Below are 25,281 nucleotides of genomic sequence, written 5' to 3'. Positions count from 1 at the left end.
GCACATGCTTGTTTTCACCGCCACAATATCGCATGGCCTCAATTACAACGTTTCTTCAGTCCATTAAGTTTCCGGTGATGCCGGAAGTGGCTCACGCCTTGATTAGCACACTCAAGGACGACAATGCGGGCGTCCCAGAGGTGCGAAACCTGATAGCCAAAGACCCCGCCCTCACCGCCACATTGCTGCGCATGGCCAACAGTGCTTTGTTTGGTCTGTCTCGCCAAGTCCATACCTTGGACGCGGCCATTGCTGTGGTGGGCATGGGGCAAATCAGGGCACGCGCCCTGTCCATTTGTATGGCGCACTCGTTTGACATGCCCACCAGCCTGAACCGACTGGACTTTTGGCGCAGCAGCATGGTGTGCGCTGGCTATGCACGCTGGCTGGCCATGGCCATCCACATTGATGAAAACGAGGCGTGGCTAACCGGCATGATGTTGCGTTTGGGCGAATTGGTCATTGCCCAACACAATCCGGGCATGATTGCCAGCATTGAACGCCGCCCCTGCCCTCCTGGTGAACGTTGGGAGCGTGAGCGTCAGGTGGCCAAGTTTGACGAGGCAGCCATCATGGCCGAGATCGCACACCGGTGGGATTTCACCGAAACGGTGGTGGAGGGCTTTGCAGCAGCCTCCCAGCCTATGGAGGCACGCCTTTTTTCCAAACTGGGTGCTGTGGTGCATTTGGCTGCTCTACTGGCAGATCAGTCACCCTTCACGCCAGACGTACTGCAACTTTTGCCCGCCGACGTGGTGCAGCGCCTCCAACTTGACATTGTGGCCCTACAGCCCAGCCTGCCTGTCCCAGAAACGTTTGCGGACATCTCCATGATGCCTACCTAAACTCCCACGTTGAAGCATCGCCATTGCCCGAAACCCGGGGCCGCCTTAGGCCAGTCTTGGGCCGTGTGTACCTCGCGCACACCTTGGGCCAAAAGCGTAGCAGCCCGAATCACGCCTGCATGGGTCAACCAGACCACATGGTCCGACCTTGGCGCAGCCAGCATGGCGTCCCACACTTGGGCCACGCGGTGCATGAATTCAGCCACGCACTCTTGTCCGCCAAATCGGTGCTGGGCAAAGTCAGCGGTCCACTGGGCGTAGGCCGCCTCGGGAATGTCGGACCACGCCTGCCCCTCCCAGTCTCCAAAATTCATCTCCGCCAGCCTAGGCTCTGAAACTGAGACCAAATCAGGCCTTAGCCCTTGTAAATGCTGCGCAAGCTGCTCACATCTTTGCAGCGGCGAGTGGAGCATTTGCAGGCGCATCCCTGTATCCAAGCGCGGCAATCGCTCCGCCAATTCGGCGGCGAGGTGGGCGTTCGCCGCGGGGTCTACCGCGAGGTCTGTGGCACCGTAGCACGTGCCCTGTGCGACCAAAGGTAAGGCGTGCCGTACAAGCCAAAGCTTCATAGACTTACAAGCACAAGGCCAAGCCGAGGTAGAACGCCAGCTCACACACTTGCTGTGTGGCACCCAGGCAGTCACCGGTATAGCCCTGCAATCGGATTGCAAACCAACGCCACATCACGCCCCAAGCCAGCAAAGACAAGCCCAGGGCCACCCCGATGGCCACAGCAAAGCCTGACGAGAACGCTACATAATCAATAGCTACCTGCGCACAACTGGCAAGGGCCAACACCCCAAAACACCACAGCAAGGCGACACACAAGCTAGCCACGCTGATCTGTTCGGCCACAGGCTTGGACTTAGAGGCCACGTTGTCGCCAATATGGGGCAGCAAGCGCACAAGAAACAAAGGCCAGGTGCGCGACACCACATGCCCAAGGACCAGAGCGCTCACTAACACGCTGCTGCCGCCTCCGCCATTGGGCGAAGCGAGCACCGCCAGCACCGACACCTTGGCCAGCAAAGCCATGCCTACCCAAATCGCGCCAAATGCACCCACCCGCGAGTCCTTCATGATGCGCAATGCGCGGTCTCGGTCTTGCGCACCCCCTAGGCCATCGGCCACATCGGCCAAGCCATCTTCATGAAATGCCCCGGTAACCAATACCCCCAAGGCCGTGCCCCACGCCGCTGCCACCAAGGGAGAAAACCCACCCGCTGGCAAGCCAGCGAGCAGCCCCGCTGAAAAAGTAGCGACCATGACGCCCACCAAGCAACCCACCCCGGGAAAGTGCCCCAAACTCGCCCGTAGCATTGCGGGGCTAAAGCCCACCCAAGCTGCCAAACGCCCTGTGACTGGCAGCCGGGTAAAAAACTGCAATGCCAGCAGGTAGTGGCGCAAAGCCTTAGCCGGGTACATGGGCCTCGTCGGTTTGGGTAGAGACACCTGCTGACGCAAAACTGGCCATATCGCGCATCACCACACACGCAGCCTCCAACAAAGGCCACGCCAAGGCTGCGCCCGAACCTTCCCCCAAGCGCAAGCCTAAGTCCAGCAGCGCCTGCACGCCCAAGTGCTGCAACATGAATTCATGGCCCCGCTCGCCGGAGCGGTGCGCAAACACGCAGCGCTGCAACACATGCGGCTGCAAGGCATGCGCCACCACGATGGCGCTGGTGGCGATAAAGCCGTCCACCACAATCACCCGCCGCTCACGGGCCGCTTGGAACACGGCACCCACCATGGTCGCGATCTCAAACCCACCAAAGGCCGCCAAAGCATCCAGCGGCGCGGTCGCCTCGGCATGCAGGGCCAGTACCTCGCGCAGCACCTCGGTTTTGCGCTGCACTGCAGGGGCATCCAAGCCGGTTCCCGCCCCGGTGCACACCGCAATGTCCAGCCCGCCCAGGCGCGCCAGCAGCATGGACGCGGCAGATGTGTTGCCGATACCCATTTCACCCAACAAGAGCGCATTGCCGGGCAGTCCCTTCACCAACTCCATCCCATGTTGCAAAGCCTGATCGCGTTGACTTGTGGTCATGGCCGGCTGGGCTGAAGAATCTGCGGTGCCCCGCTCCGCGCCTGACGCCTTGCGCACCTGCAAGCCGGGCCGTGTGGCACCTGCGGGCAAGCCGGCCAGAAAGTCATGGTTCACGCCGCAATCCACCACTGTCAAGGCGATGCCATTCTGTTTGGAGAGCACGCTCACCGCAGCGCCACCCGCCAGAAAGTTCTCCACCATCTGCCAGGTCACGTCACTCGGAAACGCCGAGATGCCCCGGGCCGTGAGCCCGTGGTCACCGGCAAATACCACCATTTGCGGCTGCTCCAGCACCGGTGCGGTGCTGCCCAAAATCTGACCGATCTTGAGCGCCACATCCTCCAGACGCCCGAGCGAGCCCAGCGGTTTGGTTTTGTGGTTGAGCGTGTCTTGCAGTGCTTGCGTCAAGGCCGGATCGGCAATGTCGGCCAAGGTCATGCGACCAGTGGCGAGATTCCAAGCGTCTTGTGTGTCGGTAACTTGGGCGTGCAAGCCCGAGGCGGCGTGCGCCGGCGATGTATTCATGGCATTCCCCTGTGCTGAATCAAAGAAGCACAGCCCGGCCTTGCTGTGCATAAACACCATCAGGCCGGTCTTCTGGCTCGGAATCACCTGGCCCGACGCGCCTTCCCGGCCTTGGCGGCCAGTGGCATAGAGCGCGGGTCATCATCCTTACAGCGTTGGGCACGCGACGGATTCACACCGTCTTCCCGATTCTCCCCAAGCCGTAGCAAGAGGCACCTGAAGCCGTGGATGATAGCAGCGCCGCGTAGCGGAATTACGGGGAGCGAGCCTCCTCAGCGCCCGGCCAGCTTGTCCAACACGCCCGCTTCAAAGTGACTGCCAATGTAGTCAGCAAGCCCGTCAAACACCGTGTCCAGCGTAGGCACATCTCCCTGCAAACGCGCACCAAACAAGGCCTGCAACACCGCTGCATCTTCCAGCATGCCGTGCAGGTACACACCCATGACGTTGCCAGCCGCATTGCACCAGCCCAAGTCGTCCGGCAACACCGCGTGGGCCACATTGCCCGCCGCCGCCATGGCCACATGCTGCGCGGTTTGCCCATGGTGAATCTCATACCCAGAAACTGTTACGCCAGCCAGTGCAGCCCAAGGCGAAACCGCTCCATCATCACCGCTACCCACCAAGCGCGGGGAGGCAAAGTCGGGGGGCGATTTCTGCGCGTTTGGCAGTATGAGCCCCCCGGCTTTGCCTTCCTGCGCGGGCGAACACCAATCCAATGCAAAGTGCGTCGAGGTATGCCGCACCGTCTTGTCCTGCGCAAACACCGTCACCAGCGGCAACAGCCCCAGCCCCGGCGCATTGCCATCAATCCCGTGGGGATCAATCAAGGCCTCGCCCAACATCTGCAAACCACCACACACCCCCAGCACCGCCCCACCCTGCCCCGCATGCCGCGCCACCGCCGCATCGAGACCCTGCGCACGCAACCACGCCAAATCGCCAGTGGTGTGCTTGGAGCCCGGCAAGATGATCCAGTCCGTAGGCTTCAGCCCCGCCAACTCGCTGGGGCTACGCACCCACTGCAGCTTGAGCCCGGGAATATTCTTGAGCGGCTGGAACTCGTCCAAGTTACTCATGCGCGGATAGGCAATCACCGCCACCGTCAGGTCCACCGAACCGCGCACCACGCTGCGGTCGTCAAACACGCCATCTTCTTCAGGCAGCCCGTGCTGCCACCACATGGGCAACACCGCCACGGTGGGCACGCCAGTCAGTTCCTGCAGCCGCTCCGGCGCAGGCGACAAGAGGCTGGCATCGCCCCTGAACTTGTTGAGCACAAAGCCTTTGATCAAATGCCGCTCGTCCTCAGGCAGCAAGGCCCAGGTGCCATACAGGTGGGCAAACGCGCCGCCCTTGTCGATGTCGCTCACCAGCAGGCAGGCCGCATCCGCATGCTTGGCCACCCGCATGTTGACCACATCGCTGCTGGAGAGGTTGATCTCGGCGGGCGAACCGGCGCCTTCAATCACCACCACATCGTTTTCCGCCCGCAACTCGTCCAGCGCGGCGGCAATCTGCGGCCACACCTTCAGGCTGCGGCCGCGCCAGGGCAAGGCGCTCAACTCGGGGCTCACCTGCCCCATGAGCACCACCTGGCTGTGGGTGTCGCGCTCGGGCTTCAAGAGCAAAGGATTCATGCGCACCTCCGGCACGGCTCGCGCCGCCAGTGCCTGAAAGTACTGCGCCGAACCGATCTCACCCTGCCCGCTGGCCGAGGACACGACCCGCGCGTTGTTGCTCATGTTCTGCGCCTTGAAGGGCACCACCTTGAGCCCCTGCCGCGCGTAGTAGCGGCACAGGGCCGTAGTGACCCAGCTTTTTCCAGCACCGCTGGTGGTGCCCAGCACCATGATGCAGGTGGCGGTCATGGCAAGCTTTTCACCCACTCCAACACTTGCGCCGCTGCGACATCAGGAGTTGCCATGTGGTCGGCTTCTACCACCAGGTATTTGCTGGCCGGGTGAGAGGGCACCTTTTCAAACGCATAGGCAGGGCCCGCCGGGTACAAGGGATCTGCCGTGCCAATCACCCACATAAACGGCACGGCCCTTTTGAAGCGAGAGGCACTCAGGGACATATTGCCAAGCCCCACGGGGTCAAAATAGCTCAGCAGCACCTCCGCGCGCATACGCACCGTTCGGGCTTTGCCTTGGTTGTAGTCATCCATTTCCATAAGGTCTGCGCCTTTGCCTTCGGCCACCGATTGGCGCGCTTGGTCCACGGCGGCTTTGCCTATGCCTCGGCTGTAGGTCAATGCGGGGGAATGGCCAGGCGCTAAAGCAATGACACCATCGACATCAGCCTGCGTCACCATATAGGCCATGGCGGCATTGGCTCCAAAACTATGCCCTGCGAGCAGCACGCGGCTAAAACCTTTGGCGCGCAATGCTTGAACCTTTGCAGAGATTTCTGCAATGGCCACCCCATAAGGTTGGTCGTAATTGCGATTGCGTGACCAAGGCATCTCGATCGAATAGGTCTCACACACCGCCTCAAGCGTTCGGCCAAACACTGCCAAGTTGTTGGGGTGGCCCCACTTGCCGTGCATCAACACCATGGCGCAGGTCTTGGGTTGGGCCCACACCGTGGAAGCCATCAACAGGAATACACATAGACCGATAAACCGCACGCACGTGGCGCGAGTGACGGACAAGTTTGGCATGGTCAGCTTTCTCGTTGAAGTTGTAGAACCAACGCTTCGACTGCACCCGGCGACAGCACGCCTAGCCGAAACCACCCGCTCAAACCAAAGGAAGTCGCATCGCGTACCTTGATTCCGTGGGTACGCAAGCTTACACACAAGGCCTGCGCATCGGCAGGCTGCGGGGGCCGCGCGCACACATAGTTGGCCTCGCTAGGCGCTAGCTCCCACCCTTGGCTCAGCAGCGCACTGATTTGCCCCGCTTTCCAGGTGCGCAAGGTCGTCAAACTGCTGGCAAGCCACTGCGCAGTCGCTGGTTGAGCCCACGCGTTAAGCATCGCCACACCATGCACGCCCACTGGCCAAGACGGCGCTAAGGCCTCCAGGCCAGACACTTCGACCTGGGCATGCAGCGGCGCAATGGCGTAGGCCGCACGCACACCCGTCAAGCCCAATGCCTTGTTAGGTGAAAAAAGTTGCCACACCTGCTGCCGCTGCGCAGGGCCCAAACTCGGGAGCCCTTCCAAACGCAAAGGTGCATAGGCACAGTCCAGCACCACTGCGCAGCGTGCCAAATCTTGGGGCCAGTTGCGGTGCGACTGCCCCAGCGGGCTTGACGGCTCACACGCCCACACAAGGTCCGCACTATCTACTCCTTCAGTAGGCTGCAAACCCCAAGCGGCAGCAGCGGCGGCATAGTCACCGTAGGCATGGGGAGGCAAGTGCACCGTGCTTGCACCCTGCAAACGTCGCCATGCCGTCACTCGGAAAATAAACTCACTGGCACTCGCGGCCAACACAATGCGCCAGGCGTCCACCCCGTGAAAAGCAGCCAGCGTGGTTCGCAAAGCCGTGTAGGTGGAGTCCGGGTACCGGGTGGCGTCTGCGGCCTGCACCGCCGCCACAGCGGCAGGACAAGGCCCACAGGCATTGCTGTTGGTGGAGAAATCGTGTTGAACGGTGCCCAAGGCATCGGTGCCACCATGCACACGCGCCAACCCCGGATTCAGATGGGAAGTCATCTCAAACCACCCATCCAAACGCTACCAAAACTATAGCTGTCTGCGCAATCAGAACAAGCGCCAGCACGCTATTTCTCGCATAAACGATGGCCTTTAGGGTATCTTGGCGCAGCGGCGCTCGCCCTTGCGCATTCAGGACATACACGCCCGGCTTTTGCAAACAGACACCCAAACCTAGGGCCATGGCCGCCATGGGCCAACCGCTGTTGGGCGAGGGTGTGCGCCGGGCTTGGGCCTGCAACACCGTCAGGGTTTGCCCGCCAGACACCAGCGCCAAGAGCCAAGCCGTGATGCGGGCGGGCACATAGCTCAACACATCGTCCACACGCGCAGCCCACTTGCCCGCGCAAGCCCAGTTGCGCCCTTTGTAAACCCCAGGGTAGCCCCACATGGCGTCCGCCGTATTGGCAAAGCGGTACATGGCCGCGCCAGGCAAACCAGCCAAGATGAACCAAAACAAGGGCGCAACCACCGAGTCATTGAGGTTTTCGGCCAAAGACTCAATGGCACTCTCACGCACGCCCGACTCACTAAGGGCCGCCACGTCACGGCTCACCAACCAACTCAAGCGTTGGCGGCCAGACTCCAAACAGCCTTGGGGGCCCGAGAGCGCATCTTCCACAGCCAAGACCTCACTGCGCAGCATGGCCCACGCGAGCAAGGGCTTGAGCAGCAGGCCAAGCAAGGCACCACACACAAGCACAGCGCCATACCAAGACAAACTCTGCGCATGCGTATCCGCTGGAACCCACGGCCCTTGCTTGCTGCTGGCAAGGCTTGCAAACAGCAGCGCCGCGCCCGCCTGGGCTAACAGGGCCACCAGCAGCACCAATGCCAAACCCACGCACCAGGCCAAGGCACCCCAAGCAAACGCCCGGAGGTCACGCTGCAAGGGGTCTGCCACGGTACGCGCCTGAACTTTCGCTCCCGCCCATGCCAGATAGTTGCCCATCCACACCACGGGGTGAAGATTCACCGGCGGCTCGCCCCAAAAATGGTCTATGGCCAAAGCCACCAGCACAGCGATGCCGCACACCAACACCGGAAGAAACAGAAACTCCATCATGGCTTGCTGCGTTCGCTCAGCGCTTCTACAGCGCGTATCAACGAGGTGCCAGGCCTCGTAAATCCTTCAACAAGGCTAAAGGCCATGGATGCCTCCACATCGGTGACCACCAGCTCGGGAACCATCGCTTTCCACATGCTCAGTCTCAGGTTCACGCGCGGTGGGCTGCGGCCGGACCCCAGCACACGCCAATGCTGTCAGCTGGCATCGTACGAAGGGCTGAGTTGCACCGTTTCGCCAATGATCAGCAAGCCCGGCTGGGGGCCATAGACGGGAGCGCGCTCCACCAGCTTTTGCAAAGCACAGGCCCACACCGCTTGGCTGGGGCGCGTGCCATCCCGCACGATGGCGGCAGGGGTATTCGGGTCCAACCCATGGTCTATCAGCTGTTGGGCAATCAAGCCCACCCGTTGCACGCCCATGTAAAACACACGCGTTTGGCCGGGTCGGGCCAAGGCAGCCCAGTCGTGCGCCGCCGTATCGTCGGCCAAATGGCCGGGCAAGAACACACAGCTGGCGGCAAAGTCGCGGTGCGTCAAGGGAATGCCCGCCGCTGCCGAGCAACCACTGGCCGCCGTCACACCGGGCACCACTTCAAACGCAATGCCTGCGGCCTGCAGGGCCTGCACTTCTTCACCCCCACGGCCAAACACATAGGGGTCACCACCCTTGAGACGCACTACCCGCTTGCCCTGACGCGCATGTGCCACCAGTAAGTCGTGGATACCTTCTTGCGGGACCGCGTGATCGCCCAGCGCCTTGCCCACATACACACGCTGCGCAGCCGCTGGAATTTGCGCCAAAACCTCGGCACTAATCAGGCGGTCATGCACCACCACATCGGCGTTGCGCAAGCGGTCAAGAGCACGCAGCGTCATCAAGTCCAGCGGGCCAGGGCCTGCGCCCACAATAAAAACAAATCCGGCGGCTGGGGATGACATAGGTTCAGACATGGCTATCACGGTTGACTAGATTCAAAACGCCCACACCCACATCGGGTAGCACTTGGGGCGTGCCATCATACGTGCATTGAATCGCCCAGTTTCTGCCAAGTTGCAGAGCGGTAGGCCTAATCCCCGGAAGTGCGATACTTGAAGGTTACAGATTGGTTCCCAAAAGGACTCCAATTCTCCGAAAACTGCACGCCCTGCACATGCCAACTGCCCACTGCTGCACACCTCCATGCGCCAAGCCATAAACGCCCCCGTCATTCAGGGCTGGTGCCCCGGCGCGCTGCGGCCTATGCCGTCCGGCGACGGGCTGGTGGTGCGGGTCCGGCCGACCTTGGGGCGTCTCACGCCTCTACAAGCGCAAGGGCTGGCCGGCTTGGCCCAGCAATACGCTTCGCCTGTGCTGGAACTCACGAGCCGCGCCAACCTGCAGCTGCGCGGCGTTTGCCCCGACAGTTACCCCGCTTTGATCAACGGCCTGCGCTCTTTAGGTTTGCTCGACGAGCGAGCCGATGTGGAAGCCCGCCGGAATCTGCTGCTCAGCCCTTTTTGGATTGATGCAGACGGCACGCCTGCCATTTGTGAGGCGCTGAACCTCGCCTTAGCCGCGCCCGACGCCCCCACCCTGCCCAGCAAATTCGGCTTCGCCATCGACCTGGGCGCACAGCCGGTGCTGCGTGACGCCTCTGCCGACATCCGGCTGGAGTGCTTGGGCGACCAGGTGCTGGTCTATGCCGATGGCGCTACCACCGGTGCCTGCGTGCCTTTGGCGCAAGCGGCGCACAGCGCCATGGAGTTGGCCCGCTGGTTTGTGGCTTCCGGCGGCGTGGTCAACGGCCGTGGCCGCATGGCCAGCCTACTCCAGCGCCAGGCCTTGCCAGCACCGTTCACCACCTCGCGCATACCCGAGGCCCCTGCACACACCTCCACCGTGGGCCCCTCCGCCACCGGCATGGTGGTCGGCTTGGAATTCGGCCAGTTGCCCGCCGAAACCCTGCACCAGCTCGCAGCCCTGGCCCCGTTGCGCATCACGCCCTGGCGCGGTTTGGTACTCGAAGGCCTGCACACCGCGCCTGCCCTGCCGGAGCTGATCACCCAGCCTGACGATGCGCGCTTGCGCGTGGCGGCTTGCACCGGCGCGCCCGGTTGCACCCAGGCGCTGGGTCCCACCCGCGCGCTGGCCCGTTTTCTTGCCCCCTTGTTGCCCGCCGGCCGCACAGCCCATGTGTCGGGCTGCACCAAGGGCTGCGCCCACCACGGCGCCACCCTCACGCTGGTGGCGAGCGAGGCGGGCTACCACCTGATTGACCACGGCACTGCCCAAAGCACGCCCGACGCCACCGGCCTCGACGCAGCTGGCATTGCCGCCTACCTAGAACAACAACGATTGCATGCGCCATACGTATGAAACCGATGGCGACGCCATCTACCGACAGTCCTTTGCCATCATCCGCGCGGAGGCGGGCCTGGCCCGCTTCAACGCAATCGAAGAGCTGGCCGTGGTCCGCATGATCCACGCCTGCGGCATGGTCGGCCTGGAAGCCCATGTGCGTTTTTCCGAGGGCATGGCCGAGGCCGCCCGCACGGCGCTGGAAGCCGGTGCCCCCATTTTGTGCGACGTGCGCATGGTGAGCGAAGGCATTACCCGCACCCGCCTGCCGGCCGACAACCCAGTGATCTCCACCTTGCAAGACCCGTCGGTGCGCGAGCTCGCCAAGTCCATGGGCACCACCCGCAGTGCTGCGGCGCTGGAGCTGTGGCGCCCGCACTTGGCCGGGGCCGTGGTGGCTATTGGCAATGCGCCGACCGCCCTTTTTCATTTGCTCAATATGTTGCAAGACCCCGACTGCCCGCGCCCTGCGGCCATCATCGGCTGCCCGGTGGGTTTTGTGGGTGCAGCCGAATCCAAGGTCGCGCTCATGGCCGACCTGCCCGCCCCCAGCATGGTGGTGCACGGCCGCCTGGGCGGCAGTGCCATCACCGTGGCGGCAGTGAACGCACTCGCCAGCCGGAGGGAAATCTGATGGGACGCATCCTCTGCGCGGGCCTGGGGCCCGGTGACCCGGATTTGATGAGCGTGCGCTCCGACCGCGCCATCCGCGCGGCCACCCACGTCGCCTATTTCCGAAAAAAAGGCCGCCCCGGCCAGGCGCGCCGCATTGTCGAAGGCATGTTGCTGCCCGGCGCCATCGAGTACCCGATGGAATACCCGGTGACCACTGAGTTGCCGTTTGACAGCCCCGAGTACATCCACTGCCTGGCCACGTTTTACGACGACTGGGCGGACCGCTTGGCCACACTTGCCCAAACGGAAGACGTGCTGGTGCTCTGCGAAGGTGACCCGTTTTTCTACGGCTCCTTCATGCACCTCTACACCCGGCTGCAAGGCCGCACCACGGTGGAGGTGATTCCCGGCATCCCCGGCATGGTGGGCTGCTGGTCGGCCACCGGCGTGCCCATCACCTGGGGCGACGATGTGATGACCGTGCTCATGGGCACCCTGCCTGAGGACGAGCTGGTGCGCCACATGCAAACCGCCGACGCACTGGTCGTCATGAAAACCGGCCGCAACCTGCCCCGCGTGCGCAGCGCGCTGGCAAAAGCCGGCCGCTTAGAGCAGGCCTGGCTGGTAGAGCGCGGCACCATGCCCGGAGAGCGCGTCATGAAGCTGGCGGACGTAGACGGCACCGACTGCCCCTACTTCGCCATCGTGCTGGTGCACGGCAGCGGCCGCCGCCCCGAGGTGCAGGAATGACCACACCGCTGGCGACCGGCACGCTGTGCATCGCCGGCCTGGGGCCGGGCGACGCGCAACTGGTCACGCCCGAAGTAACCGCCGCCATCGAGGCCGCCACCGACATCGTGGGCTACATCCCCTACGTGGCGCGCATTGCGCCGCGCCCCGGCCTGACGCTGCACGCATCCGACAACCGGGTCGAGATGGACCGCGCCCGCGCCGCCCTGCACATGGCCGCCGAGGGCAAGCAGGTGGTGATCGTGTCGTCTGGCGACCCCGGAGTGTTTGCCATGGCGGCGGCGGTGTTTGAAGCGCTGGAAGGCCGGCCCGACTGGCAGGCGCTCGATATTCGCGTGCTGCCCGGCATCACCGCCATGCTGGCTGCGGCAGCCAAAGCGGGTGCGCCCCTGGGCCACGACTTTTGCGCTATCAACCTCAGCGACAACCTCAAACCCGCCGAGCTGATCGAGGCCCGGGTGCGCGCCGCCGCCGGGGCCGACTTTGCGATGGCGTTTTACAACCCCCGCTCCGCCAGCCGCCCACACACCTTTGGCCGCGTGCTGCAAGTGCTGCTGGAAGCCTGCGGCCCGAACCGCCTGATCACCTTTGCCCGCGCCGTGAGCACCCCCGAAGAAACGCTACTCACCGTGCGCCTGGGTGAGGCCACCCCCGAGATGGCGGACATGCGCACCGTGGTCATCGTGGGCAACAGCGCCACCCGCCACGTGGGCCGCTTTGTCTACACCCCGCGCTCGGCGCTATGAATTCAATAGCTACCCGCGCAGTAAAGACGGCGCAAAACCTCATTTACGCTGTGCAACACGGTGCGAGCGGGAATGTAAGGCCGGTCTATCAGGATGACGGGAAGCCCCAACTCGCGGGCCGCAATGAGCTTGGCCTCGGCCCCCGCACCGCCCGAGTTTTTAGAAACAATATGCGTGATGCCATGGGCCTGCAGCAAGGCGCGGTCGCCCTGCAAGGTGAAGGGCCCCCGGTCCAGCACCACATGGCCGCGCGCGGCGGGCAAGTCCAGCACCGGGTCCACCAAGCGCAACAGGTACCAGTGCTGGGCACACGCCAAAAACGGCGCAAGGTTCTGCTTGCCGATGGCCAAAAACACGCGGGCGGGCTGGTCGGGCAAGGCTTGCACCGCGGCGGCCATGTCCGCCACATGCGTCCACATATCGCCACCCTGCGCCTGCCAGGCGGGCCGCTCCAGTGCCAGCAAGGGCACGCTAGCGGCTGCACAGGCCTGCACCGCGTTGCTGCTCATTTGCGCGGCAAAGGGGTGGGTGGCGTCCACCACATGGGTGATGCGCTGGTCCTGCAAAAAGGCTTGCAGCCCCGCCACCCCACCAAAGCCACCCACGCGGGTGGGCAAGGGCTGGGCGATGGGCGCATCGGTACGGCCTGCGTAAGAAAACACCGCGTCCACCCCGGCCTGCGCCAAGGCCTGTGCCAGGCGGCTGGCCTCGGTGGTGCCGCCCAGCAACAACACCCGCAAGGAGCCGCGCGCCATGTCTGAACCGTGGTTGTCAATCATTGGAATCGGTGAAGATGGTTTGCATGGTCTGGGCGATGGTAGCCGCTCGGCACTGGTCCACGCGCAGCATGTATTCGGCGGGCCGCGCCACTTGGCGCTGGCGGACGTAGGCAGCCGGGGCATTGCATGGCCGGTACCTTTTGACGTAGCGCCTGTGCTCGCCCTGCGTGGCCAGCCGGTCGTGGTGCTGGCCTCCGGCGATCCGTTCTGGTTTGGGGCCGGTGGCAGCCTGGCGGCGCATTTACAACCCGGCGAATGGGTGGCCCACCCCGCGCCCTCTACCTTTGCACTGGCCGCCTCGCGCCTGGCGTGGCGGCTGGAGGCGGTGCACTGCTTCGGCCTTCACGCCGCGCCGTTTGAGCGCACCCGAAGCAGCCTGCACCCCGGCGCGCAACTGCTCTGCCTGTTGCGCGATGCGGCAGGGGTGGGCGAGTTTGCCCAGTGGCTCACCGCCCAAGGCTGCGGCGCATCTGCCGTGTGGGTACTGGAAGCATTGGGTGGCCCGCGTGAACGCATCCGCCAGACCACGGCAGCTGGCTGGCAAACCCAAACAAGCCAACACACCGTTCGGGCTGAGCCTGTCGAAGCCCTTCGACAAGCTCAGGGCGAACGGGCCATGGAGTGGACCGACATCCAAACCCCAGTCGCTGTGGCGGTGCAGGTAGTGGGGGCGCCGGGCTTGCCCCGCACCCCCGGCCTGCCGGACGCAGGCTTTGCCAGCGACGGCCAAATCACCAAATCGCCCATACGCGCCTTGACCTTGGCCGCACTCGCACCCCGCCCCGGCGAACACCTGTGGGACCTGGGCGCAGGCTCGGGCTCGGTGTCGGTGGAGTGGTGTTTGGCGGGTGGTACATCCAGCGCGGTGGAGCAACATGCCGAACGCGTGAACAACATCCGCAGCAATGCGGCGAACTTCGGCATAGACCACCGTCTCACCGTGCACCACGGCCACACGCCGGATTTGCTGGCCAGCCTGCCCACACCCAACGCCATTTTTGTAGGCGGCGGCTTTGACCTAGCGCTGTTTGCCCAATTGCAAGCCAATGCACCGCAAGGCACCCGCCTGGTGGTGAACGCGGTAACGCTGGAGACCGAATCTGCCCTGCTGCAGCTGCACGCCCAGCAGGGCGGCGAACTGCTGCGCATTGAGTTGGCGCAAGCCGCGCCCCTAGGCCGTATGCGTGGCTGGCAGCCCAGCCGCCCGGTGGTGCAGTGGAGCGTGACGCTGTGAACCGCGCTCGCTTGGCGGCCCCCTATTTCAATGACTTGCCCGCATGAAGCTGGTGGCAGGCTTGGGCTTTAGAGCCGGGTGCGAGGTGAACTCCCTGTGCAGTGCCTTGCAGGCCGCGCTAGATGCTGCGTCCACCGCGCACGGCCAGCCCATCACCCTCGCCCACTTGGCTGCGCTAGCCACCGCAGCCGACAAAGCCCAGCACCCCGCCCTGCTGCAACTCGCAGCCGAATTGCAACTCCCCATCCACCCCGTCCCCCTGCCCGCGCTGGCCGACCAGCCCGCTGCCCCCAGCGCCCATGTGCCCGAGCGCTACGGCGCCCACAGCGTGGCCGAGGCCGCCGCGCTGGCAGCGGCAGGCCCTGGCGCAAGCCTGATCGGCCAGCGCAGCATCAGCCCCGACCGCATGGCCACTGCGGCACTGGCTTTCACTGAAAATACATCCCCATGACTGTTCACTTTATTGGCGCCGGCCCCGGCGCACCCGACCTTTTGACCCTGCGCGGGCGTGACCTGATTGCCGCCAGCCCTGTCTGCCTGTACGCCGGCTCGCTGGTGCCCAAGGGCGTGTTGGCCCACTGCCCGAGCGGTGCGCGCATCGTCAACACCGCGCCCCTGTCGCTGGAGCAAATTTTTGAGGAAATCAGCACCGCCCACGCCGCCGGGCAGGACGTGGCCCGCCTGCATTCGGGCGACTTGTCGGTGTGGTCGGCCATGGGCGAGCAGCTGCGCGGCTTGCGCGCGCTGGGCATTCCCTACACCGTGACGCCGGGTGTGCCCTCTTTTGCCGCCGCCGCCGCCACGCTGGAGGCCGAGCTGACGCTGCCGGGCCTGAGCCAATCGGTGGTGCTCACCCGTACCTCGGGCCGCGCATCGGCCATGCCCGACACTGAGTCGCTGGCCAACTTTGCGGCCACACAGGCGGTGCTGGCGATTCATCTGTCCATCCATGTGTTGCCGCGCGTGGTGGCCGAGCTGTCGCCCCACTACGGCGCAGATTGCCCAGTGGCCGTGGTCTGGCGCGCCAGTTGGCCGGACGAGCGCGTGGTGCGCGCCACGTTGGCCACCATCGAAGCGGCGATTGGCGAAGGCATGGAGCGCACCGCTTTGATATTGGTGGGCCACACACTCGGCCACAACTTGGGTGAAACAGACTTTGCCCACAGCCGCCTCTACGCCGGCGACTACGACCGCCGCTACCGCCCGCTGGGCACCGCGCCCCGCTTCCCGGCAGGCACTGAATGACTGCGGCCGTGAAAGTTGATTTGTGCCTGGTCGGCATTGGCACCGGCAACCCTGACCACGTCACCCGCCAGGGCGTGAAAGCGCTGAACGCGGCAGACCTCATCCTCGTGCCGCACAAAGGCGAGGGCAAGGCGGACCTGGCCGAGCTGCGGCTACAGCTGTGCCAAGAGCTGGTCACCAACCCCGCCACGCAGGTGGTGCAGTTCGACATGCCGGTGCGCGACGCGCACGACCCGGACTACCCCAGCGCCGTCAACCGCTGGCACGACGCCATTGCCGAGGTGTGGCTGGCAAAAATCCGCGCCCATCTGCCCCAAGGTGGCCGCGTCGCCCTGCTGGTGTGGGGCGACCCGTCTTTGTATGACAGCACCCTGCGCATTGCGAACCGACTGGCGCTGCAACTGCCGCTGACGGTATCGGTGGTGCCCGGCATCACCGCGCTGCAAGCGCTGACCGCTGCCCACGCCATTGCGCTCAACGACATCAACTCACCGGTCACCATCACCACAGGCCGCCAACTGCGCGACCACGGCTGGCCCGAGAGCGCAGACACAGTGGCCGTGATGCTGGACGGCCACTGCGCCTTCCAACACCTGCCGCCCGAAGGCATCACCATCTGGTGGGGCGCCTACCTGGGCATGCCCCAACAACTCTGCATCGCCGGGCCGCTGGCAGAAGTGTGCGAGCGGATTCAGGCAGAGCGTCAAGCTGCGCGCGCGGCGCATGGGTGGGTGATGGATATTTACTTGATGAGGCGGGTGGTCGCCTAACGGGCCCATTTAAGGGTGTATTACGAGATACCGCGGGATACGCAGCCGCCTAGCTGACGTTAACCTGAAGCCAACAGAAGTGTCTATGGTTGGCAAAGCACCTCATATTCAAGACCTGCCCCCCTTTTTCAAGATGCCTACTTTTCATCATGGATAAATTCTTGCTCCAGCAGCAGGTGCTCGAGCGGCTTGCTGAAAGCCTGCTACAAGCCGAACAGGCAGTGCGTGCGGCCCATGAAACGGCGACTCACGAAGAAAACATTGCCGAAAACAAATACGACACATTGGGACTCGAAGCTGCCTACCTGGCTACCGGCCAGGCTCGGCGCGCCGAAGGCATCCGCCAGGCGATGGCCAATTGGCGCCAATTCCGCCCGAACCCCTACGACGCCAGCAAAGGTATACAGCTCGGCGCGCTGGTCTGCCTAGTCGATTCCGACGACAAGCAGCAACAACTCTTTCTCGGGCCGGGTGGGGGCAGCATGAAGTTGGTTTGCGGTGCTCAGGTCGTTCAGGTCATCAGCAGCGAAGCCCCTTTAAGCAGGGCCATGCTGGGTAAATGTGAGGGTGATGAGGTTTGGATACAGGTCGCTCTAATCCGACAGCAATTTGAGGTGCTGCGGGTTTACTAATCCGCAGGCAAGCCCACGTCAATTCAGAGCAACTTCTTCACAAAGAAATTTGCGATGAGCGCATAAAGCTGCGGGAGTACTGCGGCTCGATCAAAGGAGGCAGGGTCACTTAGCAAATGACTTGCGATGCTATCTTGTTCAAACGGTGGCAAGGGTGACAGCATTGCCCCGTGGCTGGCCTCGGGCAAGTTCATGATTACCTCGCAAAGAGGCTGGCATTCATTTAAGACTGCTTCGACATGAAAGGACGGGACTTGGTTTACATCTTTCCCTGCGATGACCAAACCGAGTGCTACTTTCGGCTCGGCCAGAGATTGAGGCACAAAGTCCGCAGCAAACGGCACCATAGCAACAGAGGCCTTGATTCGCGGGTCAATGTAGCTTTGTAGGTTGTTGTCTGAAAATCGCCAAGAAATGATGCGCTTGGCCAGCCAAACTTTGACGGTATCAAACCAGGTACCACGAAGTAGCGTTATGAAACCAACGCACGAAGAAAAATCACGCTCAATGTTTTGCTCGCAGTGATCACGAAATCGACTTGGCGACCATTCGCCACCTGCAAGTGAGAGAGCGGTGTGCCCGCCAGCTGAGCCACCAAATATGCCAACGGCATCAAGTGAGAGAAATCTGGACACGGGTGCGTAAGCAGATACGACGTCTATAGCTTGGCTGACTTCCAGCGGTCGCAATGCCCAACTTGAAGGACCAGGGTTGGAGTTATCCAAGTAGTTGTCGCCTCGATGTTGGGGTATTGCCACCACAAAACCGCGAGTGACCAATACGCGAGCCAAATCGGCGTGCACCCAAGGCGAACCCCCAGATCCGTGAGAGATAACAATCAAGCGGCCATTGCCTTTTGACGCCGTCGCATTGCTAGCCCAAGAAAGCGCAAACGGCCCTTTCTTTACCGGCGATTCTGTGTCAATGGTTGGATAGAAAACTGCAGTGTTGCCTCCATCTGATTGCGGCAGCTCAACAAATCCCAATCTTGCAGTCTGGGCATGAGAGATCGTCATGCTAAGTAGGCCAAATAGCCAAACTAGAGCGTAGGCCACAACGGTCCGGAGCTGAAGCATATTGCGAGGATGACGATGGATCATTTGGTTAAATTCACAACGATTCGGTCTGACTAATGTCCCTGGGGCCATTGAACAGTAATTTGATGACACCTTTAGCGGCATACAGTCCGGCAATCTTGATTGGCTGGCGTGTCGCCCCTGAATGACCGGTATCTGTTAGTGAATGTGAATAGTGCAAGTTCCGCTTTAGATCGTAAAGGGTCTCAGCCCCAAGCCCGCGTGAGCAGCTCATCCAAGGCGTCCGCAATCGCCTGCCCATGCTCCGCCAGGGAGGTGACGTGTTCACCCAACTGGTCCACCGCCACAGACACCATATCCAGCGGGTGCAAGACCAACGACACGCCTTCCACCTCCAACACGGGGTTCATGCGCGAGCCTGCGGTGCTTGCGTTGCCAGGCAAGGCGCTGCGGCGCACCAACGGCACCACCATGCGCCTGCGGTAGCGATCAAAGAGGGACGATTGCACGATCACCACGAAGGGGATGGTGTCCTTCAATGCGCCCCGGTTGCGGTGGACATCGAACTGCGCCATCACAAGGTGCTGTGTTCGTCAGCGAACGAGCCTACCGTCGCGTGAACCGCATTCCAGTCCATGGCGGCCGCATCGGCTTGCTGCTGACGCGTCAGCCGGGCTTGCTGTTGCTTCGCCACGTAGGCGGTCAACAGCTCTTCCATGGTGGCGGACAGGTTGCTGGTGTAGGTCTTGGCCTGCGCGACCAAGCCTTCGTTGAGGGTGAGATTTACAGCGCGTTTGCGAACGCTGGTGCCTGTGGTGCTGAAAGCTGCGGACATGGTGAACTTCAGAAAGTGCAATCGTGCGCATATTATGCGCATAAACCGGCCGCACGTTGTTCCCGATCAAGCGGTAGTCAAAACACAGGCTCTTTAACGATTGGGGAGCACAAGCACCTTGAATTGTTACTGTCAAGACCAGGTGCAAAGTGGCAGCGTTGACGCCCAAGCAGGCGTGAGGCGGCTCACGGGCACGGCGCGGAGCTGTGGAATCCGCCACGCGACTGCCGTTAGAGAAACTTTATTGACAATTTATGAAGACCCCTGTCACAAACACAGCGCCCATTTCGTCTTATAGGTATCACAAGCAACTATGACCTATCGTGAAACAGAACCTTCGTTATTTGGTATGCACTGCACTCTTGCTTAATGGCCTAACCATGCTGGTGGCCCCCGCCTATTGGTTTCAACACGTGCCCGGCGTGCAGGAAACCGGCCCGCTGAATTTTCACTTGGTGCGCGATGTAGGCTGCGCTTACTTGGTAACAGCCATGGGGCTTGGCTGGCGGGCCATCAAGGGCAAACCGGGCGCGTCGGCTGCGACCCTCGGGGCAATTTTTCTACTCATGCATGCAGGGGTGCACCTGTGGGAAGTGGCTGTGGGCATTTGCGGCTGGAGCCGCTTTTTGCAGGATGTGCCGGGGGTGGTTGTGCCAGGGTTTCTGGTGCTGTGGCTTAGCCGTGCCGGTGCCAAGGAGGCCATCCATGCTTAAGCTATTGGCTCCACTGGTGCGCTGGCAAACCTTGAAGTTCGAGCGGCACTACCACTACGACACGCAGTACTTGCGCAAATTGTTTGCACTGAGCCCCTGCGCGTTCATGCGATTTCGCCACGTTTTGGACAACTCCAATTTTGCCCAAGGCGTGCCCGCAGCAGCCCTGTACACGGTGAAGTTTTTGTCAATCGCCCGGGAAGACTGCGGCCCCTGTGCGCAACTGACCCTGGACCAGGCCCGCGAGGCAGGCGTCAGCACCCAAGACCTGCAAGCCTTGGTTGCGCGAGACCCCGACCGGCTCAGCCCCGACGCCTTGCTGGGTTGGACCTATGCCGAGGCGGTGTTGGACCATTCGCCTGAAACCAGCCAGTGGTGCGAGGCCGTGGTGGCCCGTTGGGGCACACCCGCATTGGCCTCGCTTGCCCTAACATTGGTCACTGCGCGCAGCTTTCCGGCCATGAAACAGGCGCTGGGCGTGGCGTCTGCCAGCTGCCAACGTTTGGAGGTCAAGCCGTGAACACCAACCCAACCGATCCCGCACCAAGGGACAGTGCAGCAAGGGCCGATGCCCGCGCCCGCGACTTCGAGCAACAGCATAGTCGCCACCTGCGTGCACTGGCCTACCGCATGTTGGGCTCGCGTGCCGATGCGCAAGACATCGTGCAAGACGCATGGCTTCGCTGGAGCGAAGTCGACCCGAGCACGGTGGACAACGACCGTGCATTTTTGTCCCGCACGGTAACAAACCTGTGCCTGGACCGCATTGGTTCCGCCCAATCGCGCAAAGAACACTATGTGGGCATGTGGTTGCCCGAACCCCTGGTCGACGATGCACAAGACTGGAGCCCCGACCCGCAAGACACCACTGAATTTGCGCAAGACGTTTCGGTGGCTTTCATGCTGACATTGGAGCGACTGGGCCCGGTAGAGCGAGCCGCGTTCTTGCTGCATGACGTCTTTGGCCTGGGATACGAGGAAGTGGCTCGCCACCTACAGCGCAGCGAGCAAGCCTGCCGCCAACTGGTGAGCCGTGCGCGCAGCCGCGTCAAGGGCGAATACGCCCGCTGCCAGGTGGAAGACGAGGAGCGCCAGCGCCTGCTCTACGCTTTTGCACAGGCCTTGGTGGCGGGTGACGTCGAAAAGCTGGCGGGTGTTCTGGCGCACGACGCCATTTTGATCACCGATGGCGGAGGACTTGCCACCGCCATTCCACAAGCAATGCATGGCGGGGACCGCATTGCAAAAGCTTTGGTCGGGTTCAACAAGAGTGTGGATACCGCAACCCTGCGTTACCGCACCGCTGTGGTCAATGGTTTGCCTGGTTATGTGCTCTACACCGCCGAGGGGGCCCCGCTGCAGGCCGTCGCACTGAGCCCTGCTGGCGACGATGCGCCAGGCCGCTTGCAAGCGGTTTACATCATCCGCAACCCCCACAAACTCCAACACCTTGTGGCATCGGCCGGCCAAAGTGTTCCCGTGTCAGCACGATCCGGCTCTTTGTAAGCTCACACCTAGGTCATCACACACATGAAACACAGCAGCTTCGGTGCCGCGGACGGTCGTCTGGTCGTCTATTTCCACGGTGCGCCAGGTGGCATCGGTGAGGCGCAAATTTTGCACACCGACGCCGCCCAAAACGGCCTACGGGTGATCTGTCAGGATCGCTTTTCTATAGACAGCTCTATCGTTGGCGACAGGTATTTTCAAGCGCTGGCCGACGACATTGACCGGGTTGCCCAAGGCGCGCCGGTCGACATCATTGGCTTTTCTATTGGTGCGTTTGTTGCCTTACAGGTGAGTCGCCTGATGCGCCAGCAGGTTCGCAGTCTCCACTTGATCTCACCTGCCGCCCCACTGGAAGGCGGTGACTTCCAGGGTTCAATGGCAGGTGGAAAAGTGTTTTGGCTGGCCCAAAAAATGCCACTGGCCTTCAAACTGCTGTCCTATTGGCAGGGTCTGCTTGCGACTTTCGCTCCCCAACTTTTGTTTGGCATGCTGTTTTCCAGCGCAATGGCTGCTGACAAAGACCTGGCCGCCAATGCTGAGTTCAAACAGTTCATGCACAGTGTCTTGCGGGAGTGCTTTTGCGGCAATGTCCCAGGCTACTTGCGTGATGTACAAGCCTACGTCACACCCTGGCAAGCGTCTTTGCGAAGCACTTTAGCCCAGACCCAGCTATGGCATGGCGACCAAGACAATTGGTCTCCCAAGGAGATGTCTGACTATCTTCAGCAACAACTCCCTCACTGCGCTGAGGTCCATCGCATGCAGGGCTTGTCTCACTACTCCACGCTGTACGCAGCGGCACCACGCATTTGCGAGCTGCTCGGCTAGCTCCCAACTCGCGCACTAAACACCCCATGACACTACAAAAGAACCCTGGCGCCGTAAGCCGCTTTGCCAAACTGATGAAGTTCAGTGCGTGGCTGCAAGCCTTGCCCCATAAACTCACGCCCCCACCCTTTCGCCTGATGCAAATTGGCTCAGCGTTCTGGCAATCACGGGCGCTTGATGTTGCCGTACGGCTGGATATTGCCACCGTGCTGGCAGATCAGGCGCTGGATGCGACGACCATCGCCACGCGCGTATCGGCCAACGCCGATGCCACGGCCAGGCTGCTGCGCATGCTGGCGGCCATGGGCGTTTTTGAGGAAACAGCAGCGGACGTGTACAGCAACAACAAGCTCTCAAGTTATCTGAGAGCCGACAACCCGAAGAACGTACGGGCCATGGTCCTCATGCACAACTCACAGGCTATGGGCCAGCCTTGGTTTGAGCAGCTTGAGCGCGGCGTGCGCGAGGGCGTTGCCCCCTTTCGCCTGTCGCATGGTGAGGACTTGTTTGATTACTTGAATCATCACCCCGACTTTGACCAACTGTTTTCGCAGGCGATGGACAGCGTAGAAGCTCTGACGGGCGATAGTTTTGCCACCGACTTTGACTGGGGGCGGTTCGAGCGAATCATTGACGTGGGCGGCTCACGAGGCGCCAAAGCACTTGCCATCCTGCAACGCCATCCCCAACTGAGCGCCTTGGTGGTAGACCGAGCCCAAGTCGTTGCTGAAGCCCAGACCTATTGGGACAAGCACCCTACACCCGGAGTAGAGCGAATGCGTTTTGAAGCGGGTGACGTGCTTCAGTCCGTGCCCCGCGCGACGAGCGATAAAGATGTATACCTACTCAGTGCCGTGCTGCACGGTCTCGACGATGCGCTGTGCATCCAAGCCCTGACCCAGCTTGCACGGGCCAGCGGCAGCAGCGGCGCGCGCATTGCCATCATGGAAGTGGTGATGCCAGAACAAAAAACGGATCTTGCGAGAGCTTCATTTGACATGCAAATGTTCATGGGAACGCGCGGAAGGGAGCGCACCTTGGTGCAATGGAATGCGCTGTTTGTGCGCAGCGGTGTGGTGCTTCAAGAAGTCGTGGGCCTGCAGTCGTTCGGCAGTATTTTGGTCGTACTGCCCAAAGGTTATGCCAGTGGCATGTAAGCGTCGAGCGGTGGCATTGACTGCAGACTCCATGTCGAGCCGTATGGCGTCAAACCATTGCCTCGCTCAAGACAAAAACAGGCTGTAGCGCACATCCCAATTGCGCAAGCAGCTCCCAATACCATAGCAACTATCCAACCTTACGGTAGTCCGCGCCCCAGCGCGCAGCCCAGTCGGCACAGCGGCCGACCCGGACCTTGGCGTCGTCAAAGTCCACCATCACGACTTGTTCCGCGCCTCGGGGCGCTTGGGGTTGCTCCAGGGTGCGACCGTCGGTCAGCAACCAGAGGACGGTAGACGCCGTGCTGGCGCTGGTACCGCGCACACGGCGGTGTTGGACCATGAGGTTATCAGCCGCCACCATGGCCTGGGCCAAGGGTGTGCCGCCACCGCCGCCGCGCTGTTGCACGCGCACGGCAGCGGCGCGGCGCGCGGGGCCGGGGGGCACCAGCACTTCCACGCCCTGCCCGCCAAAGCACAGCAGCGCCACATGGTCGCCCGCGCGGGCGGCTTGCTCCAGCAACTGGGCGGCGTAGCCTTTGGCCCGCGCTAGGCGGCCGCCTTGGCGCATGGAGCCGGAGGTGTCTAGCAGCAGCAAATGCAAGGTAGACGGCTTGCCCTTGGGCTCGCGCCAGCGCAGGTGCTGCGCGGCCAGGGCATTGCGGCCTTTGGCTTGCAAGGTGGGCAGCCAGGCGATGGCTCCGCGTTGTGTTGCGGGGCCAGATGGCGCGCGCACCGCCACCGCCGGTGCTTGGGCACCAGCTGGTAAGGCCGCTGTGCGCCACCGCCCGCCGCGCGCCGCACTTTGGGGCGCGGGGCCGGGGTGGCTCAGGCTTTTTTTGGCGGGAGCACTCCTGCAACCGCAGGCCGCACGGTGCCCACGGGCACGGGGGGCATGGCGCCCCAATCGCCTTCGGCACTGCCAGCACCGGCCGATTCCGGCTGCGGGCTACTTGTGTCTTGGCCTTGGGTGGGAGGTTGTGGCTTCTGTGAGGCTTTTGGCGCGGGTTGCTGCGCTCCAACCTGCCGGCGGTGGTGCAAGGCCAGCTCGGCCACGGCGTCCACATCGGCCACCGTCACCGCGTCGCGCCCGTCCAGCGCGGCGGATGCGCGGGCGGCGCGCAGCATCACCAAATCGGCACGCACGCCATCCACCCCGGCGGCCAAGGCGAGTGCACCGGCGTGGGCCAGCGCGTCGTCGGGCCACTGCACGCGGGGCAACAGGGCTTGGGCGTCCAGTACGCTGGCGGCCAGGTTTTGCACGGCGTCGGCATGGCTGGCGGCCACCGCAGCCGGATCCGTATCAAACAGCAAGCGGCTGCGCACGATGTGCTGGCGCTGCGCTGCGTCGGTGGGGTTGTGCAGCCACACCGAGAGGCCAAAGCGGTCCAGCAGCTGGGGGCGCAGTTCGCCCTCCTCCGGGTTCATGGTGCCCACCAGCACAAAGCGCGCGGCGTGGCGCTGCGAGATGCCGTCGCGCTCCACGGTGTTGACGCCGCTGGCAGCGACGTCGAGCAAGGCATCGACCAGCGCGTCGGGCAACAAGTTCACCTCGTCCACATACAGCACGCCCTGGTGCGCCCGCGCCACCAAGCCGGGCGAGAGGCGCACCGCGCCGCTTTGCAAGGCGTCTTCAATGCTGAGCGTGCCCACCAGTTGCTCCAGGCTGGCAGCCAGCGGCAGGGTGACAAACGGGGCCTGCGGCAGCAAGGCGGCCAAGGCGCGTGCAGCGGTGGACTTGGCCGTGCCACGCGGCCCGCCAATGAGCACACCACCAATGCCGGGGTCTACCGCCACCAGCAGCAAAGCGCGCTGCAAGGCCTGCTGGCCCACCAGCGCGGTGAAGGGAAAAGGCACGGGCTCGGGCGCGCTGGCGGATGCCGGGGTGCCGGTATGTTTGTATGGGCGAACTTCAGGACGAATTTCAGGATTTAAGGGCATG

Annotated in this window: 30 protein-coding genes and 1 riboswitch; of the genes, 15 read left to right on the top strand and 15 right to left on the bottom strand. The window is 62.7% G+C overall.

Features of this window, described 5'->3' with window-relative positions; translation table 11 throughout:
• Nucleotides 1-32 precede the first annotated feature (32 nt).
• Nucleotides 33-845 (top strand): HDOD domain-containing protein, encoded by an 813-nt coding sequence (locus tag EXZ61_RS08120; RefSeq protein WP_142810763.1) that lies wholly within the window; start codon nt 33-35, stop codon nt 843-845.
• On the opposite strand, the gene EXZ61_RS08115 is transcribed toward EXZ61_RS08120, so the two are convergent.
• From EXZ61_RS08115 to cobA, 9 genes are all read right to left on the bottom strand, one after another.
• Nucleotides 842-1,414: a histidine phosphatase family protein gene (locus EXZ61_RS08115; RefSeq protein ID WP_142810761.1), complete on the bottom strand. Its 573-nt coding sequence runs from the start codon at nt 1,412-1,414 to the stop codon at nt 842-844. The two genes, EXZ61_RS08120 and EXZ61_RS08115, sit on opposite strands and share 4 nt — an antisense overlap.
• Before the next feature lie 4 nt (nt 1,415-1,418).
• Nucleotides 1,419-2,270: an adenosylcobinamide-GDP ribazoletransferase gene (locus EXZ61_RS08110; protein WP_142810759.1), complete on the bottom strand. Its 852-nt coding sequence runs from the start codon at nt 2,268-2,270 to the stop codon at nt 1,419-1,421.
• The gene (cobT, locus tag EXZ61_RS08105; protein WP_237219169.1) at nt 2,257-3,330 is read right to left on the bottom strand and encodes a nicotinate-nucleotide--dimethylbenzimidazole phosphoribosyltransferase; all 1,074 of its coding nucleotides are present in this window, start codon (nt 3,328-3,330) and stop codon (nt 2,257-2,259) included. The genes EXZ61_RS08110 and cobT overlap by 14 nt, the downstream gene beginning before the upstream one ends.
• 132 nt (nt 3,331-3,462) lie before the next feature.
• Nucleotides 3,463-3,652: riboswitch (cobalamin riboswitch) on the bottom strand.
• A gap of 37 nt (nt 3,653-3,689) precedes the next feature.
• Nucleotides 3,690-5,288, bottom strand: a complete 1,599-nt coding sequence (locus EXZ61_RS08100; RefSeq protein WP_142810755.1) for a cobyric acid synthase — start codon at nt 5,286-5,288, stop codon at nt 3,690-3,692.
• Complete coding sequence (locus EXZ61_RS08095; RefSeq protein ID WP_237219127.1) at nt 5,285-6,082, bottom strand: alpha/beta fold hydrolase; 798 nt, start codon at nt 6,080-6,082, stop codon at nt 5,285-5,287. The genes EXZ61_RS08100 and EXZ61_RS08095 overlap by 4 nt, the downstream gene beginning before the upstream one ends.
• A gap of 2 nt (nt 6,083-6,084) precedes the next feature.
• Nucleotides 6,085-7,083, bottom strand: a complete 999-nt coding sequence (locus tag EXZ61_RS08090; RefSeq protein ID WP_142810753.1) for an aminotransferase class I/II-fold pyridoxal phosphate-dependent enzyme — start codon at nt 7,081-7,083, stop codon at nt 6,085-6,087.
• A gap of 1 nt (nt 7,084) precedes the next feature.
• Entirely contained in the window at nt 7,085-8,149 is a 1,065-nt protein-coding gene (cbiB, locus tag EXZ61_RS08085) for an adenosylcobinamide-phosphate synthase CbiB (RefSeq protein WP_237219126.1), read from the bottom strand.
• Entirely contained in the window at nt 8,146-8,286 is a 141-nt protein-coding gene (locus EXZ61_RS21895) for a hypothetical protein (protein WP_168224720.1), read from the bottom strand. The genes cbiB and EXZ61_RS21895 overlap by 4 nt, the downstream gene beginning before the upstream one ends.
• Before the next feature lie 60 nt (nt 8,287-8,346).
• The gene (gene cobA / locus EXZ61_RS08080) at nt 8,347-9,102 is read right to left on the bottom strand and encodes a uroporphyrinogen-III C-methyltransferase (protein WP_142810751.1); all 756 of its coding nucleotides are present in this window, start codon (nt 9,100-9,102) and stop codon (nt 8,347-8,349) included.
• Between the two features lie 229 nt (nt 9,103-9,331).
• Between cobA and cobG the strand changes: the two genes are divergently transcribed.
• From cobG to cobJ, 4 genes are read left to right on the top strand one after another with little or no spacing between them, the layout of a single operon-like run.
• Complete coding sequence (cobG, locus tag EXZ61_RS08075) at nt 9,332-10,507, top strand: precorrin-3B synthase (protein WP_201799121.1); 1,176 nt, start codon at nt 9,332-9,334, stop codon at nt 10,505-10,507.
• Complete coding sequence (locus tag EXZ61_RS08070) at nt 10,491-11,123, top strand: precorrin-8X methylmutase (protein ID WP_142810749.1); 633 nt, start codon at nt 10,491-10,493, stop codon at nt 11,121-11,123. The genes cobG and EXZ61_RS08070 overlap by 17 nt, the downstream gene beginning before the upstream one ends.
• Nucleotides 11,123-11,854 (top strand): precorrin-2 C(20)-methyltransferase, encoded by a 732-nt coding sequence (locus EXZ61_RS08065; RefSeq protein WP_142810747.1) that lies wholly within the window; start codon nt 11,123-11,125, stop codon nt 11,852-11,854. The genes EXZ61_RS08070 and EXZ61_RS08065 overlap by 1 nt, the downstream gene beginning before the upstream one ends.
• Complete coding sequence (gene cobJ, locus EXZ61_RS08060) at nt 11,851-12,600, top strand: precorrin-3B C(17)-methyltransferase (RefSeq protein ID WP_142810745.1); 750 nt, start codon at nt 11,851-11,853, stop codon at nt 12,598-12,600. Before EXZ61_RS08065 ends, cobJ begins: the two co-directional genes overlap by 4 nt.
• A gap of 2 nt (nt 12,601-12,602) precedes the next feature.
• Here the strand turns inward: cobJ and EXZ61_RS08055 are convergent, their stop codons facing one another.
• The gene (locus tag EXZ61_RS08055) at nt 12,603-13,379 is read right to left on the bottom strand and encodes a cobalt-precorrin-6A reductase (protein ID WP_237219125.1); all 777 of its coding nucleotides are present in this window, start codon (nt 13,377-13,379) and stop codon (nt 12,603-12,605) included.
• Between EXZ61_RS08055 and cbiE the strand changes: the two genes are divergently transcribed.
• The 5 genes from cbiE to EXZ61_RS08030 all read left to right on the top strand — a co-directional run bounded on the left by cbiE (nt 13,354) and on the right by EXZ61_RS08030 (nt 17,260).
• Complete coding sequence (cbiE, locus tag EXZ61_RS08050) at nt 13,354-14,613, top strand: precorrin-6y C5,15-methyltransferase (decarboxylating) subunit CbiE (protein ID WP_142810743.1); 1,260 nt, start codon at nt 13,354-13,356, stop codon at nt 14,611-14,613. The two genes, EXZ61_RS08055 and cbiE, sit on opposite strands and share 26 nt — an antisense overlap.
• A gap of 43 nt (nt 14,614-14,656) precedes the next feature.
• Nucleotides 14,657-15,064, top strand: coding sequence for a cobalamin biosynthesis protein (locus EXZ61_RS08045; protein WP_142810741.1), 408 nt, complete (start codon nt 14,657-14,659; stop codon nt 15,062-15,064).
• Entirely contained in the window at nt 15,061-15,858 is a 798-nt protein-coding gene (cobM, locus tag EXZ61_RS08040) for a precorrin-4 C(11)-methyltransferase (protein ID WP_142810739.1), read from the top strand. The genes EXZ61_RS08045 and cobM overlap by 4 nt, the downstream gene beginning before the upstream one ends.
• On the top strand, nt 15,855-16,628 hold the full coding sequence (cobF, locus tag EXZ61_RS08035) for a precorrin-6A synthase (deacetylating) (RefSeq protein ID WP_142810737.1): 774 nt from the start codon (nt 15,855-15,857) through the stop codon (nt 16,626-16,628). The genes cobM and cobF overlap by 4 nt, the downstream gene beginning before the upstream one ends.
• Before the next feature lie 149 nt (nt 16,629-16,777).
• Complete coding sequence (locus EXZ61_RS08030; protein WP_142810735.1) at nt 16,778-17,260, top strand: GreA/GreB family elongation factor; 483 nt, start codon at nt 16,778-16,780, stop codon at nt 17,258-17,260.
• Nucleotides 17,261-17,283: 23 nt separating this feature from the next.
• Here EXZ61_RS08030 and EXZ61_RS08025 read toward each other — a convergent pair whose 3' ends face one another.
• The 3 genes from EXZ61_RS08025 to EXZ61_RS08015 all read right to left on the bottom strand — a co-directional run bounded on the left by EXZ61_RS08025 (nt 17,284) and on the right by EXZ61_RS08015 (nt 19,132).
• Nucleotides 17,284-18,276 carry an alpha/beta hydrolase family protein gene (locus tag EXZ61_RS08025; RefSeq protein ID WP_142810733.1) on the bottom strand — a complete coding sequence of 331 codons (993 nt, stop codon included), beginning with the start codon at nt 18,274-18,276 and terminating at the stop codon, nt 17,284-17,286.
• A 266-nt stretch (nt 18,277-18,542) separates the two neighbouring features.
• Nucleotides 18,543-18,872, bottom strand: coding sequence for a CcdB family protein (locus EXZ61_RS08020; RefSeq protein ID WP_142810731.1), 330 nt, complete (start codon nt 18,870-18,872; stop codon nt 18,543-18,545).
• Nucleotides 18,872-19,132, bottom strand: coding sequence for a type II toxin-antitoxin system CcdA family antitoxin (locus EXZ61_RS08015; protein ID WP_142810729.1), 261 nt, complete (start codon nt 19,130-19,132; stop codon nt 18,872-18,874). The genes EXZ61_RS08020 and EXZ61_RS08015 overlap by 1 nt, the downstream gene beginning before the upstream one ends.
• A 323-nt stretch (nt 19,133-19,455) precedes the next feature.
• Here EXZ61_RS08015 and EXZ61_RS08010 point away from each other — a divergent pair, with 323 nt between their 5' ends.
• From EXZ61_RS08010 to EXZ61_RS07990, 5 genes are read left to right on the top strand one after another with little or no spacing between them, the layout of a single operon-like run.
• On the top strand, nt 19,456-19,845 hold the full coding sequence (locus EXZ61_RS08010) for a hypothetical protein (protein WP_142810726.1): 390 nt from the start codon (nt 19,456-19,458) through the stop codon (nt 19,843-19,845).
• Complete coding sequence (locus tag EXZ61_RS08005; RefSeq protein WP_142810724.1) at nt 19,838-20,365, top strand: hypothetical protein; 528 nt, start codon at nt 19,838-19,840, stop codon at nt 20,363-20,365. Before EXZ61_RS08010 ends, EXZ61_RS08005 begins: the two co-directional genes overlap by 8 nt.
• Nucleotides 20,362-21,351 (top strand): RNA polymerase sigma factor SigJ, encoded by a 990-nt coding sequence (gene sigJ, locus EXZ61_RS08000; protein WP_142810722.1) that lies wholly within the window; start codon nt 20,362-20,364, stop codon nt 21,349-21,351. Before EXZ61_RS08005 ends, sigJ begins: the two co-directional genes overlap by 4 nt.
• A 24-nt stretch (nt 21,352-21,375) precedes the next feature.
• Complete coding sequence (locus EXZ61_RS07995) at nt 21,376-22,182, top strand: alpha/beta fold hydrolase (protein WP_142810720.1); 807 nt, start codon at nt 21,376-21,378, stop codon at nt 22,180-22,182.
• 26 nt (nt 22,183-22,208) lie between these two features.
• On the top strand, nt 22,209-23,339 hold the full coding sequence (locus tag EXZ61_RS07990) for a methyltransferase (RefSeq protein ID WP_142810718.1): 1,131 nt from the start codon (nt 22,209-22,211) through the stop codon (nt 23,337-23,339).
• A 130-nt stretch (nt 23,340-23,469) separates the two neighbouring features.
• On the opposite strand, the gene EXZ61_RS07985 is transcribed toward EXZ61_RS07990, so the two are convergent.
• Both EXZ61_RS07985 and EXZ61_RS07980 read right to left on the bottom strand, forming a co-directional pair.
• Nucleotides 23,470-24,075, bottom strand: coding sequence for a vWA domain-containing protein (locus tag EXZ61_RS07985; protein ID WP_237219124.1), 606 nt, complete (start codon nt 24,073-24,075; stop codon nt 23,470-23,472).
• Between the two features lie 92 nt (nt 24,076-24,167).
• Nucleotides 24,168-25,280, bottom strand: a complete 1,113-nt coding sequence (locus tag EXZ61_RS07980; protein WP_142810716.1) for a magnesium chelatase ATPase subunit I — start codon at nt 25,278-25,280, stop codon at nt 24,168-24,170.
• Nucleotide 25,281: the final 1 nt, after the last annotated feature.

It is taken from the genome of Rhodoferax aquaticus, assembly GCF_006974105.1.
Classification (GTDB): domain Bacteria; phylum Pseudomonadota; class Gammaproteobacteria; order Burkholderiales; family Burkholderiaceae_C; genus Allorhodoferax; species Allorhodoferax aquaticus_A.
Note: the sequence above shows the minus strand (reverse complement) of the source record. Positions and strands in the feature narration are given on the sequence as shown.

What these genes read in the sequence shown, in the direction of transcription:
- EXZ61_RS08120 (WP_142810763.1), top strand. Translation starts at nt 33, where the DNA reads ATGGCCTCAATTACAACGTTTCTTCAGTCCATTAAGTTTCCGGTGATG.
- EXZ61_RS08115 (WP_142810761.1), bottom strand. Translation starts at nt 1,414, where the DNA reads ATGAAGCTTTGGCTTGTACGGCACGCCTTACCTTTGGTCGCACAGGGC.
- EXZ61_RS08110 (WP_142810759.1), bottom strand. Translation starts at nt 2,270, where the DNA reads ATGTACCCGGCTAAGGCTTTGCGCCACTACCTGCTGGCATTGCAGTTT.
- cobT (WP_237219169.1), bottom strand. Translation starts at nt 3,330, where the DNA reads ATGACCTTGGCCGACATTGCCGATCCGGCCTTGACGCAAGCACTGCAA.
- EXZ61_RS08100 (WP_142810755.1), bottom strand. Translation starts at nt 5,288, where the DNA reads ATGACCGCCACCTGCATCATGGTGCTGGGCACCACCAGCGGTGCTGGA.
- EXZ61_RS08095 (WP_237219127.1), bottom strand. Translation starts at nt 6,082, where the DNA reads ATGCCAAACTTGTCCGTCACTCGCGCCACGTGCGTGCGGTTTATCGGT.
- EXZ61_RS08090 (WP_142810753.1), bottom strand. Translation starts at nt 7,083, where the DNA reads ATGACTTCCCATCTGAATCCGGGGTTGGCGCGTGTGCATGGTGGCACC.
- cbiB (WP_237219126.1), bottom strand. Translation starts at nt 8,149, where the DNA reads ATGATGGAGTTTCTGTTTCTTCCGGTGTTGGTGTGCGGCATCGCTGTG.
- EXZ61_RS21895 (WP_168224720.1), bottom strand. Translation starts at nt 8,286, where the DNA reads ATGTGGAAAGCGATGGTTCCCGAGCTGGTGGTCACCGATGTGGAGGCA.
- cobA (WP_142810751.1), bottom strand. Translation starts at nt 9,102, where the DNA reads ATGTCTGAACCTATGTCATCCCCAGCCGCCGGATTTGTTTTTATTGTG.
- cobG (WP_201799121.1), top strand. Translation starts at nt 9,332, where the DNA reads ATGCGCCAAGCCATAAACGCCCCCGTCATTCAGGGCTGGTGCCCCGGC.
- EXZ61_RS08070 (WP_142810749.1), top strand. Translation starts at nt 10,491, where the DNA reads ATGCGCCATACGTATGAAACCGATGGCGACGCCATCTACCGACAGTCC.
- EXZ61_RS08065 (WP_142810747.1), top strand. Translation starts at nt 11,123, where the DNA reads ATGGGACGCATCCTCTGCGCGGGCCTGGGGCCCGGTGACCCGGATTTG.
- cobJ (WP_142810745.1), top strand. Translation starts at nt 11,851, where the DNA reads ATGACCACACCGCTGGCGACCGGCACGCTGTGCATCGCCGGCCTGGGG.
- cbiE (WP_142810743.1), top strand. Translation starts at nt 13,354, where the DNA reads ATGTCTGAACCGTGGTTGTCAATCATTGGAATCGGTGAAGATGGTTTG.
- EXZ61_RS08055 (WP_237219125.1), bottom strand. Translation starts at nt 13,379, where the DNA reads ATGATTGACAACCACGGTTCAGACATGGCGCGCGGCTCCTTGCGGGTG.
- EXZ61_RS08045 (WP_142810741.1), top strand. Translation starts at nt 14,657, where the DNA reads ATGAAGCTGGTGGCAGGCTTGGGCTTTAGAGCCGGGTGCGAGGTGAAC.
- cobM (WP_142810739.1), top strand. Translation starts at nt 15,061, where the DNA reads ATGACTGTTCACTTTATTGGCGCCGGCCCCGGCGCACCCGACCTTTTG.
- cobF (WP_142810737.1), top strand. Translation starts at nt 15,855, where the DNA reads ATGACTGCGGCCGTGAAAGTTGATTTGTGCCTGGTCGGCATTGGCACC.
- EXZ61_RS08030 (WP_142810735.1), top strand. Translation starts at nt 16,778, where the DNA reads ATGGATAAATTCTTGCTCCAGCAGCAGGTGCTCGAGCGGCTTGCTGAA.
- EXZ61_RS08025 (WP_142810733.1), bottom strand. Translation starts at nt 18,276, where the DNA reads ATGACGATCTCTCATGCCCAGACTGCAAGATTGGGATTTGTTGAGCTG.
- EXZ61_RS08020 (WP_142810731.1), bottom strand. Translation starts at nt 18,872, where the DNA reads ATGGCGCAGTTCGATGTCCACCGCAACCGGGGCGCATTGAAGGACACC.
- EXZ61_RS08015 (WP_142810729.1), bottom strand. Translation starts at nt 19,132, where the DNA reads ATGTCCGCAGCTTTCAGCACCACAGGCACCAGCGTTCGCAAACGCGCT.
- EXZ61_RS08005 (WP_142810724.1), top strand. Translation starts at nt 19,838, where the DNA reads ATGCTTAAGCTATTGGCTCCACTGGTGCGCTGGCAAACCTTGAAGTTC.
- EXZ61_RS07995 (WP_142810720.1), top strand. Translation starts at nt 21,376, where the DNA reads ATGAAACACAGCAGCTTCGGTGCCGCGGACGGTCGTCTGGTCGTCTAT.
- EXZ61_RS07990 (WP_142810718.1), top strand. Translation starts at nt 22,209, where the DNA reads ATGACACTACAAAAGAACCCTGGCGCCGTAAGCCGCTTTGCCAAACTG.
- EXZ61_RS07980 (WP_142810716.1), bottom strand. Translation starts at nt 25,280, where the DNA reads ATGCCCTTAAATCCTGAAATTCGTCCTGAAGTTCGCCCATACAAACAT.